Annotated in this window: 14 protein-coding genes; 8 read left to right on the top strand and 6 right to left on the bottom strand. The window is 64.0% G+C overall.

The window, feature by feature from the left end:
* Nucleotides 1–106 precede the first annotated feature (106 nt).
* The 4 genes from AC1DT3_RS03610 to AC1DT3_RS03595 are packed head-to-tail and all read right to left on the bottom strand — an operon-like array spanning nucleotide 107 to nucleotide 4,084.
* The gene (locus AC1DT3_RS03610; protein ID WP_477463875.1) at nucleotides 107–1,267 is read right to left on the bottom strand and encodes an ABC transporter permease; all 1,161 of its coding nucleotides are present in this window, start codon (nucleotides 1,265–1,267) and stop codon (nucleotides 107–109) included.
* Between the two features lie 20 nt (nucleotides 1,268–1,287).
* Nucleotides 1,288–2,217, bottom strand: coding sequence for an ABC transporter ATP-binding protein (locus tag AC1DT3_RS03605; protein WP_477463874.1), 930 nt, complete (start codon nucleotides 2,215–2,217; stop codon nucleotides 1,288–1,290).
* Complete coding sequence (locus AC1DT3_RS03600; RefSeq protein ID WP_477463873.1) at nucleotides 2,214–3,191, bottom strand: HlyD family secretion protein; 978 nt, start codon at nucleotides 3,189–3,191, stop codon at nucleotides 2,214–2,216. The genes AC1DT3_RS03605 and AC1DT3_RS03600 overlap by 4 nt, the downstream gene beginning before the upstream one ends.
* Nucleotides 3,188–4,084, bottom strand: a complete 897-nt coding sequence (locus AC1DT3_RS03595; RefSeq protein ID WP_477463872.1) for a TetR/AcrR family transcriptional regulator — start codon at nucleotides 4,082–4,084, stop codon at nucleotides 3,188–3,190. The genes AC1DT3_RS03600 and AC1DT3_RS03595 overlap by 4 nt, the downstream gene beginning before the upstream one ends.
* Nucleotides 4,085–4,799: 715 nt before the next feature.
* Between AC1DT3_RS03595 and AC1DT3_RS03590 the strand changes: the two genes are divergently transcribed.
* The 6 genes from AC1DT3_RS03590 (at nucleotide 4,800) to AC1DT3_RS03565 (ending at nucleotide 11,409) form a co-directional block, all read left to right on the top strand.
* Nucleotides 4,800–6,344, top strand: a complete 1,545-nt coding sequence (locus tag AC1DT3_RS03590) for a helicase HerA domain-containing protein (RefSeq protein ID WP_477463871.1) — start codon at nucleotides 4,800–4,802, stop codon at nucleotides 6,342–6,344.
* A gap of 217 nt (nucleotides 6,345–6,561) precedes the next feature.
* Nucleotides 6,562–6,852 carry a DUF1127 domain-containing protein gene (locus AC1DT3_RS03585; protein ID WP_477463870.1) on the top strand — a complete coding sequence of 97 codons (291 nt, stop codon included), beginning with the start codon at nucleotides 6,562–6,564 and terminating at the stop codon, nucleotides 6,850–6,852.
* 36 nt (nucleotides 6,853–6,888) lie between these two features.
* On the top strand, nucleotides 6,889–8,328 hold the full coding sequence (locus AC1DT3_RS03580) for a M20 family metallopeptidase (RefSeq protein ID WP_477463869.1): 1,440 nt from the start codon (nucleotides 6,889–6,891) through the stop codon (nucleotides 8,326–8,328).
* Between the two features lie 109 nt (nucleotides 8,329–8,437).
* On the top strand, nucleotides 8,438–9,376 hold the full coding sequence (locus AC1DT3_RS03575) for a ring-cleaving dioxygenase (protein WP_477463868.1): 939 nt from the start codon (nucleotides 8,438–8,440) through the stop codon (nucleotides 9,374–9,376).
* 117 nt (nucleotides 9,377–9,493) lie between these two features.
* A complete protein-coding gene (locus AC1DT3_RS03570; RefSeq protein ID WP_477463867.1) occupies nucleotides 9,494–11,047 on the top strand; it encodes a serine hydrolase in 1,554 nt (517 codons plus the stop codon).
* A 26-nt stretch (nucleotides 11,048–11,073) separates the two neighbouring features.
* On the top strand, nucleotides 11,074–11,409 hold the full coding sequence (locus AC1DT3_RS03565; RefSeq protein WP_477463866.1) for a hypothetical protein: 336 nt from the start codon (nucleotides 11,074–11,076) through the stop codon (nucleotides 11,407–11,409).
* Here AC1DT3_RS03565 and AC1DT3_RS03560 read toward each other — a convergent pair whose 3' ends face one another.
* Nucleotides 11,410–12,333 carry a DMT family transporter gene (locus tag AC1DT3_RS03560; protein WP_477463865.1) on the bottom strand — a complete coding sequence of 308 codons (924 nt, stop codon included), beginning with the start codon at nucleotides 12,331–12,333 and terminating at the stop codon, nucleotides 11,410–11,412.
* Nucleotides 12,334–12,436: 103 nt separating this feature from the next.
* Here AC1DT3_RS03560 and AC1DT3_RS03555 point away from each other — a divergent pair, with 103 nt between their 5' ends.
* A complete protein-coding gene (locus AC1DT3_RS03555; RefSeq protein ID WP_477463864.1) occupies nucleotides 12,437–13,366 on the top strand; it encodes a LysR substrate-binding domain-containing protein in 930 nt (309 codons plus the stop codon).
* Between the two features lie 4 nt (nucleotides 13,367–13,370).
* Here the strand turns inward: AC1DT3_RS03555 and AC1DT3_RS03550 are convergent, their stop codons facing one another.
* Entirely contained in the window at nucleotides 13,371–13,763 is a 393-nt protein-coding gene (locus tag AC1DT3_RS03550; protein WP_477463863.1) for a VOC family protein, read from the bottom strand.
* Nucleotides 13,764–13,896: 133 nt separating this feature from the next.
* On the opposite strand from AC1DT3_RS03550, the gene AC1DT3_RS03545 reads away from it, so the two are divergent.
* Complete coding sequence (locus AC1DT3_RS03545; protein WP_477463862.1) at nucleotides 13,897–14,823, top strand: bifunctional helix-turn-helix transcriptional regulator/GNAT family N-acetyltransferase; 927 nt, start codon at nucleotides 13,897–13,899, stop codon at nucleotides 14,821–14,823.
* The last annotated feature ends 34 nt before the right edge of the window (nucleotides 14,824–14,857 follow it).

Raw genomic sequence — 14,857 nt, 5'->3', positions numbered from 1 at the left:
GGCTTCGTCATCGCGCTCGTCTTCCTGGCGTTGATGGAAGAACGCCCTTTGCGCAGCAGCGCGATCAAATCCGCCGAAGCGGTCATCGCCGACTAGCAGGCGACCCTCAATCGAGCGTTTGCCGAAACCGCGCGACGGCGATCCCCATGGCGGCGAGGGTGAACAGGGCGAGCGCGGCGACGTCGAATTGCAGATCGATGAAACCGGCGCCCTTCAACATGATGCCGCGAACGATCCGCAAATAGTGAGTCAGCGGCAGCACTTCGCCGACCGCCTGCGCCCAATCGGGCATGCCGCGGAACGGGAACATGAATCCCGACAGAAGAATGTTCGGCAAAAAGAAGAAGAACGACATCTGCATCGCCTGCAGCTGGTTCGTGGCGATGGTCGAGAACGTGTAGCCGACGGATAGATTGGCGAGAATGAACAAAAGCGTCAGGACGATGAGGAGCCAAAGGCTGCCGATCACCGGCACATCGAACAGAAGACGCGCCGAAACGAGAATGATCGTCATCTGAACGCCGCCCACCACGAGGTAAGGCGCGATCTTGCCGAGCATGATCTCCACGGGGCGGATCGGCATGGCGAGCAGGCTCTCCATGGTCCCGCGTTCGATTTCGCGAGTGACCGAAAGCGCCGTGAAGATCAGCATGGTCAGAGTCAAGATCATGCCCATGAGACCCGGCACGATGTTGAGGCTGGTTTCGCCGACCGGATTGTAGCGCTGGTKCACACGCAACTCGAACGGCAGCGGTTTGGGCGCGAGATTGGCGACGGGGCCGACGAGTTCGCGGGAGAAGACGCTCGCCGACAATCCCTGAAGGGCGGCGACGGCTCCGCCGGACGCCGTTGGATCGGTGGCATCCGCGATGACGAGCAGCGCCGGACGATCGCCCCTGATCAGATCGCGGCCGAAATGCGCCGGGATCTGCACGGCGAACAGCACGTCGCCGGAGAGGATCAGATGGTCGACCTCCGCCTCGCTCGACGCCACGCGCCGCACATCGAAATAGTCGCTCGCACGCAGGGCGGATAGAAACGACCGGGCGAACGCACTGTCGTCCTGAACCAGGACGGCTGTCGGGAGATGGCGCGGATTGGTGTTGATGGCGTAGCCGAACAATGTCAGCTGAACGAGCGGAATGCCGATCATCATCGCAAACGTGATGCGGTCGCGGCGGAGTTGAATCAGCTCCTTGATGAAGGCGGCGCGAAACCGCGCGAGGGACGCCCGAAAGCCGTGGGTGCGCCGATCGACATCGTCCATCTCGGCTTTTCGCTCGGCGTTCATGAGAAATTGTCCCTGGCGCGGCTCATCAGATCGATGAAGACGTCCTCCAACGTGGCTTCTCCGGGGATCCAGACCTGCGGACCACGCTCACGCAGTGCCATCGTCGCCGTGTCGAGCCTGTCCTGATCGCGGCCGCTCACGTGAAGGGCCGCGCCGAAGGGCGCCACCATGTCGACGCCCGGAAGCTTTCTGAGGTCGTCCGCGAGACTTGGTAGATCGGGACCGGTCACGGTGTAGGTGGCAAGGTGCGCCTCTGCCACGACCGCGTCGACGGTGCCGTGCACGAGAAGTTCGCCATAGGCGATGTAGGCGATCTCGTGACAACGTTCGGCCTCGTCCATGTAATGGGTCGACACCAGCACTGTGAGGCCTTCATGCGCGAGCGCATGGATCTCGTCCCAGAAATCGCGTCGCGCTTTCGGATCGACTCCGGCGGTCGGCTCGTCGAGAAGCAGCAATTGCGGTCCCGGCAGAATGCAGGCGCCGAGCGCCAGACGTTGCTTCCAGCCACCGGACAATTCGCCGGCCAGCTGGTCCGCGCGGTTGACGAGGTCGAGCCGCTCGATTGCGGCCTGCGCCGCGCCTGACGGATCGGGCATGTTGTACACGCGCGCCACGAATTCCAGATTCTCGCGGATCGACAGATCCGTGTAGAGCGAGAATTTCTGCGTCATGTATCCGACATGCCGCTTGATCATCGCCGATTGCGTGAGAATATCGTAGCCGAGACAGGTGCCGTGGCCGCTGTCGGGCGTCAGCAAGCCGCAGAGCATGCGGATCGTCGTCGTCTTGCCGCTGCCGTTCGGGCCGAGAAAGCCATAGATCAAACCGCGACGCACCTGCATGGTCAGGTCCTTGACCACCGTGCGGCCGTTGAAGGACTTGGTCAGCCCTTCCACATCGATCACGATCTCCGGCGATGTCATCGTCGATCGCCTCCGGCAAAAACGGAAACCGGCAATCCGACCGGCAGAACGGCGTCGCCGACCGGTTGCGCCTCGATGCGAAACACCAGCTTCGCGCGCTCCTCCTGACTGAAGATGACGGGCGGCGTGTATTCCACCTGCCGCGACATGAAGGTGATTTTCGCCGTGAGATCGCCTGGGCAATTGTCGCAGGCGACGCGAACGACATCGCCGAGGGCGAGCCCGACGAGTTTTGGCTCGGGCACATAAAACCGGATGCGGCGATTGAGCGGCGGCAGGAGCGCAAGCACCGGCTGTCCCGCATTGACCACTTCACCGGGGCGGAAAAACACGTCCTGCACCTGCGCAGCGACCGCTGCGTTCACGCTCAACTTGCCAAGCCGGGTTTCGGCTTGGTCGAGCGCCGCCTGCGTGACCCGCACATTGGCTTCCGCGGCGCTGATCTCGGCTTTCCGCCCCGCGATCTGGCCGGCCTCGATCTGACGTTGCACCGTCTGCAGGGCGGCCTTGTCGCGCTCGTATGAGGTCTTTGCCTGATCGAGTTGGGCCTTGGCCGAAATGCCGCGGTTGAACAGCGTCTGCTGACGGTTGAGTTCGATGTTGGAGAGTTCGAACTCGGCCTGCGCACGCTCTTCCTGGGCTTTCAGGACAGCGATCTCTTCAGGCCGCTGGAGAGCGGCCTGCAAATTGTCCAGTTGCGAGCGGGCTTGCTGCAAGCGCGCCTGCGCTTCGTCGCGTTGCGCGCGCTGCGTCGAGGATTCGATCGCGAACAGGAATTGCCCGACTTTGACCTGGGATCCCGAATCGACCGCGAGGGTCTCGATACGACCGCCCTCTTCGGGCGCCGCGTAGACAATGTACCCCTCCACGTAGCCTTGAAAGGAACCGTCGACTTTTGCGCTACGCAAAACATACCACGCGACGCCGGCTGCGATCGTCGCAATCAGGACAAGTCCGACGGCGACGCGTTTCATCGAGCCTTTTCCCTCATCGCACGCATGAGAACCGCGAGATGCGCTTCGAACATCGCTTCCATATCGATCGGCTCGACGTTCTGAAACAGATGCGACCAGATCAGAGAGACGATCGCGGGCGCGACGGCGAGTTGCGGGAAGCGCACCAATTCGTCGGATTTGAACTCGCCGCTTTCGAGCGCACGCGTGGCGATGCCGCGTAACATCGCGAGGCCGCGGCTGAGCACTTCACGATGGTAGAAGGCGGCGAGCCCGGGCACGCGATCCGCTTCGCTCAACAAGAGCCTGACGATGTCACGGCGACGGGTTCCGAGAATTTCGACGCGAAAGAAATCGAACAGCGCGCGCAACTGCGTCTCGGCCGAAGCGTCGAGACTGGCGACCTGCTTTTCGATTGCGCCGATCGGTCCCCCGATGCCGGACCTCACCAAGGCCTCGAACAGGGCCTGCTTGGAGGGCACGTAGAGATAGAGCGTGCCCTTGGCGACGCCGGCGCGCTGGGCGACATCCTCCAGCCGCGATTCGGCAAAACCCTTCTCGGAAAAAACGGCGAGGGCCGCGTCGAGAATGCGGTCGAACTTCTGTTGCCGCTCCTCCTTTGTCCGCGCAGACGCCCGCCGCTTATCGGAGGGCGGTTTGGAGGAGCGCGGTTCAGGACCGGGCGCCCGTGCTTCCGGGTCACGGTTCTCGCCTGCGCGTCCGCCTGAGTTCTTGCTTGTGGTCCTGCTTGCGTTCTTGTCACCACTCTTGCCGGCACTCTTGTCGTCGTGTTTCTCGGCGTCCCCATGGGCGCTTTTGCCGATTCCCGTCTTGGCGCGGGCTCCCGGTCCAGCCTCCCGACGGGATTTCCCCTCCACCGTTCGCTTTCCCACCGAACCCTTTGCCTGCGGCATGACTCGTTCTCATCACTGACTGACTGGCCAGTCATATCATGAATGAAGCGAACGTGTCGAATCAGGAGATTCGCATCGGCGTGCAACGAATGGCTTCCGTGAGCCTGCTCACCCCATCTCCACCCCTCAATCCCACCTCCCAACGTCGTCATCACCGGACTTGTCCCGGTGACCTCGGTTCAAAGGGGCGCAGCGCCATCCACATCGGGGTGGCCGGGACGGGCCCGGCCATGACGGCGGAGGGATCGTTGGGGGGGCGCGCAAAGTGTGGTGACTGCGGCTCAGTGGAGACGGCTGGCGGTGTCGAGACGGCATGCGCTGGGAAACGGCATAGGCTGAGAGACGGCATGGTGAGACCGGCACGACGTCATCTCACCCCATCTCCACCCCTCAATCCCACCTCCCAACGTCGTCATCACCGGACTTGTCCCGGTGACCTCGATCCCTAAACGCGCAGCGCCATCCACATCGGGGTGGCCGGGACAGGCCCGGCCATGACAGCTGGGTGGAAGATCGGACACGAGACGGGAATCCGGCGTGACCTCAGAGTGAGACAGGGCCATCGAGGCGGGCCCGGCATCTAAATCCCGAGAGGAGCGCGGATTTGACGCCGCTTTGCCGCCCTCCACAGGCCCGTACGGCCGAATGACAACCCGCCCTTCATGCTCTAGGAGAGGGGTCCGCGCACGGCAAAGGGACGGGTCAAAGGGACGGCATGAAAGTCGGCATCGACATGGGAGTTGCCTCCACCGGCGGCCAGGCGGCTCTGCTCGATCTCGAGGAGCTTTTGGCGACGCGTCTGCTCGTGCAGGGCAATTCGGGCTCGGGCAAGTCGCACCTTCTGCGCCGCCTCCTGGAACAGAGCGCTTCGCTCGTGCAGCAGGCCGTCATCGATCCCGAGGGGGATTTCGTCAGCCTCGCGGAAAAATTCGGGCACGTTGTGGTCGACGCCGCGCGCACGGAGGGCGACCTCCAGCGCATTGCCGCCCGCGTGCGGCAGCATCGCGTCTCGGTCGTGCTCAACCTCGAAGGTCTCGACACCGAAGCGCAGATGCGCTGCGCGGCAGCGTTTCTCGGCGGCTTGTTCGATGCGGAGCGCGACCTTTGGTATCCCATGCTCGTGGTCGTCGACGAGGCGCAGCTCTTTGCCCCCGCCGCCGCCGGCGAGGTCTCGGACGAGGCGCGCAAGGTTTCGCTCGGCGCCATGACGAACCTGATGTGCCGCGGCCGTAAACGTGGCCTTGCCGGCATCATCGCCACCCAGCGTCTCGCCAAACTCGCGAAGAACGTCGCTGCCGAAGCGTCGAACTTCCTCATGGGCCGCACCTTCCTCGACATCGACATGGCCCGCGCCGCCGATCTTCTCGGCATGGAGCGCCGCCAGGCCGAGATGTTCCGCGACCTCGAACGCGGTCATTTCGTGGCCCTCGGTCCGGCCCTGTCGCGCCGTCCRCTGCCGTTGCGGATCGGCACGGTGGAAACATCCGCGCGCACCGGCACGTTCAAACTCCTCCCCCTGCCCGACCAGCAGAACGACGACGCGCACGACCTGATCTTCAAAGCGGGCGAAGAGGAAATCGCCTCGCGCACCGTCGTGCAGCGCCGTGCGCCACCACCGCCGGCACCGCCGGCGACCAACGATCTCCTGGCGCAGCTCGCCAAGTCGCGCCCGGCTGCAGCCGCCGAACCCGCGCCGGCCCTTTCGGCTGAGGGCAAAGCCGAACGCGAGACAGCTCTCGACGCTGTCATGCGTGAAATTCTCAGCGATCCGGAAGCCGCCTTCCGGACGGTCGCCGTCCTCTATCAGGACTTCCTCGTCCGCTGCCGGATTCGCCGAATCGGCGGTGAGCCGCCGAATCTTCCGGCCTTTCGTCGCCGCCTCGCCGTGGCGCGCGCGGGCGTCGACATGGCGACCGCCGAAGGCACGGAATGGGATCGCGCCGTCGCCTTCGCCGGCGATCTCGAAGAGGATATCCAGGGCGTCTACCTGCTTCTCGCACGCGCCGCCATGGAGCAATCGCCGTGCCCGCCCGACGGCGAGATCGCCCGCGCCTGCGGCAGTCGTTCGCCCGGACGCGCGCGGCGTCTCATCGCCTATATGGAAACGCGCAATATCGTCGTGACGCGCAACGATCCGCGCGGCCTGCGGATCATCGCTCTCCCGGATCTCGGCTGGGAAACCGGAGCCGGCGATCCGAACGTCTTCGAGGAGCCACAGGCGCCGCCGGCCGACGACAAGGACCTGTTCGCCGTCGGCTAGCAGCCGCGCGAACGGTCCGTCGTCCGGCGATCCTTTGGGTCGCTGGCGCGATACTTCGGCCGTGAGCGCGATACTTCGGCCGTGAGCGCGATACTTCGGCCGTGAGCGCGATACTTCGGCCGTGAGCGCGATACTTCGGCCGTGAGCGAAGGGGTTGTGGCGGACGAACACGCCTTTGGGAGTCATGCTCGGATCCAACGAAAAAGGATCTCTCGTCATGGACATCTCATTGCCTCTTCTACGGCCGCTCTTGCGCAATGTCGAAAACGGCGCGCGCGCTCATCTTATTCGCCTCATCGAGGCCATCGTCCTCGCCCTGACCGTCCGGCGCACGCGCCTTGCGGTCTCTGATCTCACCGATGCCCAGTTGCGCGACATTGGCCTGTCGAATGCTCACACGGACCTCGCCGGAGACGCGCATCAACGCCTGTGGCGGCATCGCCTCGGCTTTGCGGCGGTGCAGGAGCCGATCGATGGTTCTTCCGATACGGCAGGGAGGGCGCTATGAAGGGGCCGACACTCCCTGCTGAAAGTTTTCGACAGAATGCAGAACGATCGCCTGAGCCTCATGGAAATTGCGCGTCACGTCGATGACAGGAGTGCGGAATACTGCGCCTTGAGCGATCGGATCTGGAATATGCCGGAGCTCGCGTTCGACGAGCATCGCGCCGTCGAAGAGCAGATCGCCATGCTCGAACGCGAGGGTTTTCGCATCACGCGTCATGTCGCCGGTATGGAGACGGCTTTCATCGCCGAAGCCGGTCGAGGTGGTCCCATCGTCGGTATTCTCGGTGAGTTCGATGCGCTGCCGGATCTCGCCCAGGAATCCGGCCGCACCGAGCACGTGCCGACCAAGGCCGGCACGCCAGGCCACGGATGTGGTCACAACCTGCTCGGCTCGGGCTCGGCACTTGCCGCGGCCGCACTCAAGAGCGCGCTCGCCGCCGAAGGTATTGCGGGGACGGTCCGCTATTATGGCTGTCCTGCCGAAGAAAGCGGTTCCGGCAAGACCTTCATGGCCCGCGCCGGGATCTTCGACGATCTCGACGCCGCCTTTTGTTGGCACCCGCACGTCGTCAACGAAGTGTGGACCCATAGCTCGCTCGCCACCGTGCAGGCGTATTTTCGCTTCAAGGGCCGCGCGGCTCACGCGTCCGCCGCACCACATCTCGGCCGCAGTGCGCTCGATGCGGTGGAGCTGATGAATGTCGGCGTCAATTACATGCGCGAACACATGCCATCGGACGCGCGCGTGCACTATTCCATCACCAATTCCGGCGGTAACGCGCCAAACGTCGTGCAGGCCTTCGCCGAGTCGCTGTATCTGGTCCGTTCGCCGCAGATCGACGACGTGCAGCGCCTGTTCGAGCGCGTGAAAAAAATCGCCGAAGGCGCGGCGTTGATGACGGAGACCAGCGTCGCCGTGCAGATCACGGACGCCACCTCGAACGTGCTGCCGAACAGGGCGCTTCAGGAAGCCATGTACGACAACATGCGCCGCCTCGGCCCGCCCGCATTCGACGCGACCGACATCGCCTTCGCGCAGGAAATGCAGAGCAACGCGCTGACCGCGCAGGACATTCTCGAAAGCGTCAAGCCGCACGGCGTTTCGTTGAAGACGAAGGCGCTGCACGACGGCATTCTCGCAATGCCCGAGCATGAGGGCGTGATCATGGGAACCACCGATGTCGGCGACGTGAGCTGGATCGTCCCCACCGCCCAATGCCATGCCGCGTGTTTTGCCATCGGCACCGCGTTTCACACGTGGCAGCTGGTGGCTCAAGGCGCGTTGCCGTCGGCGCACAAGGGGATGGTGCTCGCCGCCAAGTCCATGGCCGCAACCGCCGCCGACGCGATGCGCAACCCGGACCTGCTCGCCCGCGCCAAGGCCGAGCTGAAGGAACGCAACGGCGGCAAACCCTATCTCTGCCCGATCCCGCCGGAGGTGACCCCGGCCGATCTGCGCAGTGGGGCGGCAGCCTGATTCGTTTGCGGCGCCCTTTGCATTATTGCAAGATAGATCTGGCGATACCAGGGGTCGCGTTTGCATGGCTGCAACCCTACCTTACAGACAACAGATCCTAGGAGAGCCCATGCAACTCACCGGAATTCACCACCTGACCGCCGTCACCGCCGACGCGCCGGGCAACCATTCGTTCTACACCCAGGCCCTCGGCATGCGGCTCGTGAAGAAGACCGTCAACCAGGACGATGTCAGCGCCTATCACCTGTTCTATGCGGATGGTCTCGCGTCGCCCGGCTCCGATGTGACCTTTTTCGACTGGCCGGTCGGGCGCGAACGACGCGGAACACACAGCATCGTGCAGACCGCGCTGCGCGTGAACGGCGAGAAATCCGTGCATTGGTGGAAGGAGCGTCTCGACGCGCGCAACATCACCCATAGCGGCATTGCCGAGCGCGACGGTCGCTTGTGGCTCGATTTCGAAGATCCCGAAGGCCAGCGCCTGGCTCTCGTCGACGACGGCGGCAAAGGCGACGCCCACCCGTGGGATCGCAGTCCCGTTCCGGCCGAGTATCAGATCCGCGGACTCGGACCGATCACCATCAGCGTTCCCAAGCTCGAACGCACCGCGAAGGTTCTGACCGATGGCATGGATATGCGCCACGAGCGCGAATTCGCCGACAACGGTCGGTCGGTGCATGTCTTCGCCATGGGCGAAGGCGGTCCCGCCGCGGAACTGCATGTGGCCGTCGAGCCCAACCTGCCGCAGGCGCAACCGGGCGCAGGCGGGGTGCACCATGTGGCCTTCCGAACACCGAACGAGAAGACGTATCACGAATGCGCCGAGCGCCTGCGCGAGATGCGGGCACCGTCGAGCGGGCCGATCGATCGCTATTATTTCCGCAGCCTGTACTTTCGCGAGCCGAACGGCATCCTGTTTGAAATCGCGACCGACGGACCGGGATTCGCGACCGATGAACCGCTCGCCACGCTCGGCGAAAGCTTGGCTCTGCCGCCCTTCCTCGAACCGCGACGGGCCGAGATCGAGGCGGGCCTGAAGCCGATCTAGCGACAAGCGCAACACGATTGCGGGCTTGCGGAAACAATGCTCCGCGAGCCCGCGACACATTGAACCGCGATGCGAATTCTGACACGATCATAATCCTATCCCTGGGAGAATCGCGTCATGGTGTCGTTCGGAATGTTTCGTGTCGCGGCGTGCGCGGCATCGTTGCTGCTCGTCGGCGCCGTCAGCGGTGAGACGTTGGCTCAAGGCTCCGCTGCGGCGCCGATGGAAGAGCGAATCACGAAGCTTCTGCCCGAGCTCGAAACTTATCTTCAGGCGGCCATGAAGGCGTTCAATGTGCCGGGTGCGAGCGTCGGCATCGTGCAGGGCGACAAGCTCATCTACGCCAAGGGCTTCGGGCTTCGCGAACGCGGCAAAACCGACAGTGTCGGAGCGGCGACGATCTTCCAGATCGGTTCGACGACGAAAGCCTTTCTCGGCGTCACGTTCGCGCAGGCCGTCGATGCGAACAAGCTCGAATGGAACGATCGGGTCGTCGACGTCTTTCCCGATTTCGCTCTCAGCGACCCGTGGATGACGCGGGAGTTTCGGATTGTCGACATCGCCGCGCAACGCAGCGGGTTGACGCCCTACGTCAACGACGGCCTCTCCATGCTCGGTTATGACGAGGCGACGCTGATCCGATCGCTGCGCTATGCGCCGGTCACGCGCGCATTCCGGTCCGACTTCACATATCTCAACATCCCGCACGTGGTCGGCGGTCGCCTTCTTGCCGAGAAGGCCGAACTCCCGTCATGGGCGGACGTGGTGAAAAAGGGCGTGCTCGATCCGCTCGGCATGAGCTCGACCAGCGCCACCCCGGAAGCCATCGAGAAGGCGGCAGATCATGCAATCGGACATCGGGCGACCGCCAACGAACCGGTCGCGGTGCCCTTTCACCGTTCGTTTCCMTATGCACWCGGTCCCGCTGGCGCTTTGAACTCGAATGTTCCCGACATGGCGCAGTGGTTGCGCCTGCAGCTCGGCCGCGGTCAGTTCGGCGACAAGGTCATCGTGTCCGAGAAGAACCTCGACGTGACGTGGACGCCACGTGTCGCCATGAGCGAGCGTACCAGTTACGCGGTCGGCTGGGTCGTGACCGCAACGCCGAACGGGCGCATCATCTGGCACAACGGCGGTACGGCGGGCTTCGGCGCGCATGTCGGTTTCCTGCCGGATCGCGACGTCGGCATCATCATCCTGACGAACCTGGAGAACACCGGTCTGCCCGACGCCGTCGCGCAATGGTTCTACGACCGTCTGCTCGACAACACGACGGTCGACAACGTGGCGCTGGCGCTCGAAGCCTATCGCGCCAGGGCGCAAGCGGCGAAGGACGCGGCGCCGAAAGCGATCGCCGACGCGAAGACGGATCTGTCGACCTACGTCGGCACCTACGCGTCGCCGCTTCTCGGCGAGGGAGCCGTATCGGTGGGGGATTCGAAAGTCCTTCAGCTCACGCTGGAATCGGATGCCGTCCTCAGGCTGGATCCGCTCTACGCCGATACATTCTCGGCAAAGCTCATGCCCACCAACGGTTTTGCGCCGATGGTCGCAATGGGCGGGGACGACTCGATCACGCCCGTGCAATTCGAACGCGACGAACGCGGCGCCATCGTGCGCATGCATTGGCTCGAGCCGAGCCTGCCGCAAGTCTTCAATCGCCGGCCGTGAACGAACGTGCTTGGAAAGATCGGATCATGATGAAACGTCTCGCTATCGCCGTCGCCGTTCTCAGATGTGCCGGGTGGGTCGAATGCGATCGCGCCGCTTTTGCCCTCGGCGCGATGAACGACGTTCGGCACTACGCGCCTGCGCTCGCGCAGCCGGCGCAGTTCCAGTTCAACTTCTCCAATGACGACGACGACGTGTTCAGCAACAATCGTCATTACGATTGGGACCAATACCGCAACTCGACCAGCCGCAAGGAACGCATCCGGGATTATTACCGGATGCAGAACGACATGCAGAAGGATTACTGGCGGCACCAGAAGGACATGCAGAAGAACATGATCAAGCGCCAGCGCGGCTGGTGATCATGCGGTCTTCTTCGCGCCTGCATTCGCACTCGCCCGCCAATTGACGAGTGCGACGCCGGCAAGCGCCATCACACCGCCGACGACACCAAGCAGGGTCGGCACTTCGCCGAGCCACACGAAGCCGAGCAGCGTCGCCACCGGCGGCACGCAATACATGAAGTTCGACGCGCGGCTCGCCGGCAGGCGCGACAGGGCGATCGACCAGCTGCCATAGGCGATCAGGCTCGGAACGATACCGAGATAGATCACGGCGACGACAGCCTCCGTCGATGCGAACGTGAATTCCCGCGCGGCGCTCGGGAGCGCGGGTGACAGAACGAGCGCACCCAGCACCATGTTCCACGCGGAGACCGTCAATGGCTTATGCCGCGCGAAAAGCGGCTTCTGCACGATTGTGCTGACCGACGCGCAGATCGCAGAGCCGAGAATCAAGAGAGCGCCCGTATCGAGCCGCGTGCCGCTGCCCTCGCCGAGGGCGATGAGGCCGATGCCGAAGAACGACAGCGCGGTCCCCGCCCATGCGCGCCCGCTGAAGCGTTCGCCGAGGACGACCATCGCCAAGCCGGCAGTGATGATCGGGCTGACATTGATGATGAAGCTCGCGGCACCCGCGGACACCGTCGTCTCGCCCATGTTGAGAAGCGTCGTGTAGAGCGCGACGAAGACGACGCCGCCGACCGCGAGGCGCGCGAAATCGGGCCAGCTCGGCCAGCCCGGACGGATCACGAGCAGGAACAATGCCGCCGGAACGGCCGCGATGGCAAAGCGCAGCGCCCCCAATTCCAGGGGCCCGAAGGCGTGGAGACCTGCCCTGATCGCCGGGAAAGCCGAGGCCCAGGCGAGAATGGTGACAATGACGGCGGTCGTCGTGACGACGTCGATGCTCCGTTGATCGGAAGCGGTGCTGGCGGCGGTGGTCATCGGTCAGGTCTCATCGATTCGACGGGGTGGGGTAGTCCGTGGCGGGACAATCTCCCGAAGTGAGCTCGTTGACAAACGAACAATTCGAGGATGAGCTGTGAGAATGGATCACAGCTCGCCCATCATCTCGACCCTGCCGCCCCTGGACAGCCTGCGCTCGTTCGAAGCCTCGGCACGCCTTGGCAGCTTTTCGGCCGCCGCCGACACGCTCAATCTGACCCACGGCGCCATCAGCCGACAGGTGGCCAAGCTCGAGCATTGGCTCGGTGTGCGGCTGTTCGAGCGCAGGGCGCGCGGTGTCGCCCTGACGCCGGACGGGCAGCGGCTGTTCCAGCGCACGACGGAGGCTTTCGCCCTCATCGCCGCGAGTTCCGATCGCTGGATCGAGGCGCGCGGCGCTTCTGTGGTGCGGCTGACCTCGATCCCCTCTTTGAGTGGGCTCTGGCTGATGCCCAGGCTGAGCGCCTTCGAGCAGGGCGAGCCTCTCCTGCGGATCGAACTCTCCGTCGAGCATCGCGATGCGGATCTCGAACAGGAAGGCATCGATCTTGCCATGCGCTGCGGTCGCGGGGCGCTGCCCGGTCGGCTCTGCATCCGCCTTTTTGAGGAGCATTGCTTTCCCATTGCGTCGCCGGCGCTCGCCCGACAGATCGGCAGCGGCGCGCCCGAGCGGCTTCTGGATTTTCCGCTGATCCACGATTCCAATGCCGGCGGCTGGCGCGCCTGGTTCGCGGCGCAAGGGCTCGACTATCGCCCGCGACCGCAAGATCGGCGCTTTGAAGATTACAACCTGGTGCTCGACGCAGCCGCGCACGGTCTCGGAATCGCGCTCGCGCGGCCGCCGTTGACGCAGGAAATGTTGGCTGGCGGTCGAATCGTACCGGTCGACGACAGGACTGCGCTCAATCCGGTCGCCTATTGGCTCGACCGTTCCCATGCCCGCCCGCGCCCCGCCGCCGCTGAACTCGCCCGCCGCATCATGGACGCCGCCGGCCTGGACAAGGCATCGGCCGACGCGTTCCTGGCGCCGTAACCGATTACCGCGGCCAGGATGCGTTCTGCAGCACGACGCGATAGCCGTCCGGATCCTCGAAGGTGGCTCCTTCGCGATCCCAAAAGGGGTTGAATGACGGCACCGGCTCGTATCCCCGCGCCTTCATGCGATCGACGGCCTTTTGCCAGTCGGCGCGATCGGGGAGGTAGAAGACGAGCAGGTTGTCCTGCGTCGGCGCACGGCCCGCTTCGTGACCGTGGGTGTGGGTGAATTCGAGGTGATAGGCGCTGCCGGGAAATCCGAGCATGGCGCCGTCGATTCCATCGTGATCTGCGAACGCCGCCAATTGCTCGAGGCCGAGGCCTTCGCGATAGAATGCGATCACCTCGTTCAACCGATCGGTGGGGCGCGCCACCCGAAACTGTGCATTCCGCATATCGATCCCTCCCAGAGCGCTCACATGGCCCAAGCCGGCGTCGGGGCGCAAGACGTCCCAGTCGTTTATCACGTGCCAATTAGTTGACTTAGTCAACTAATTTCAGGAAACTGTGTTCGTGAGGGAGGGGCCTATGGTCGAGCGCCTGCAGCAGCTGGCCACGGCGGTACGTGGCTTCAACCGGTTCTACACCAAACAGATCGGCCTGCTCGAAGAGGGTCTTCACCGAAGCGCATTTTCGTTGGCCGAGAGCCGCGTTCTCTACGAACTTGCGCAGCATGAGAACTTCACGGCCACCGCCCTCGGGCGCCAGCTCGGTCTCGACGCGGGCTATCTGAGCCGCCTGCTCAAATCATTCGTGTCCCGTGGGCTTGTCGCGCGCATGCCGTCCGCAACCGATGGCCGCCAGACACTGCTGACGTTGACGCCCGCYGGACGCGCAGCCTTCGCGCCGTTGAACGAAGCCTCGCAAACGGAAATCGTCGCCATGCTGGCGCGCCTGCCGCCGAGCGCGCAAACGGTTCTGGTCAGCGCCATGCGCCGAATCGAATCGTTGCTGACAGCGCCGTCCGATACGCAGCCGCCCTATCGGATCCGTGCGCTCAAGCCAGGCGATCTCGGTTGGATCATTCACCGCCAGGCGGTGCTCTACGCGCAGGAATATGGGTGGGACGAAACCTTCGAGGGTCTCGTCGCGGAGATCGCCGGCGCATTCGTCAAGAATTTCGATCCGGCGAAAGAACGCTGCTGGATCGCCGAACGCGAGGGAGAAATCGTCGGCAGCATTTTCCTCGTGCGGCAATCGGACGAGATCGCGAAACTCCGCATGCTCTACGTCGAACCCTCCGCCCGCGGTCTCGGCATCGGCCAGCGGCTCGTCGAGGAGTGCATCGCCTTCGCCCGCGAGCGGAAGTATCGCGTGGTGACGTTGTGGACCAACGACATTCTCACCGCCGCGCGCCGAATCTATGAGAAAGCCGGATTCGTCCTTGTCGAAGAAGAGCGTCATCACTCCTTCGGCAAGGATCTCGTCGGGCAGACGTGGACGCTCTCACTGTGAACGTGCCGTCGCGCCGCGCGTGTTACGGAATGGA

The sequence above is a fragment of the Microvirga sp. P4_G7 genome, assembly GCF_056401005.1.
The sequence above is the reverse complement of the archived record's forward strand: the minus strand, read 5'-3'. Positions and strand labels throughout refer to the sequence as shown.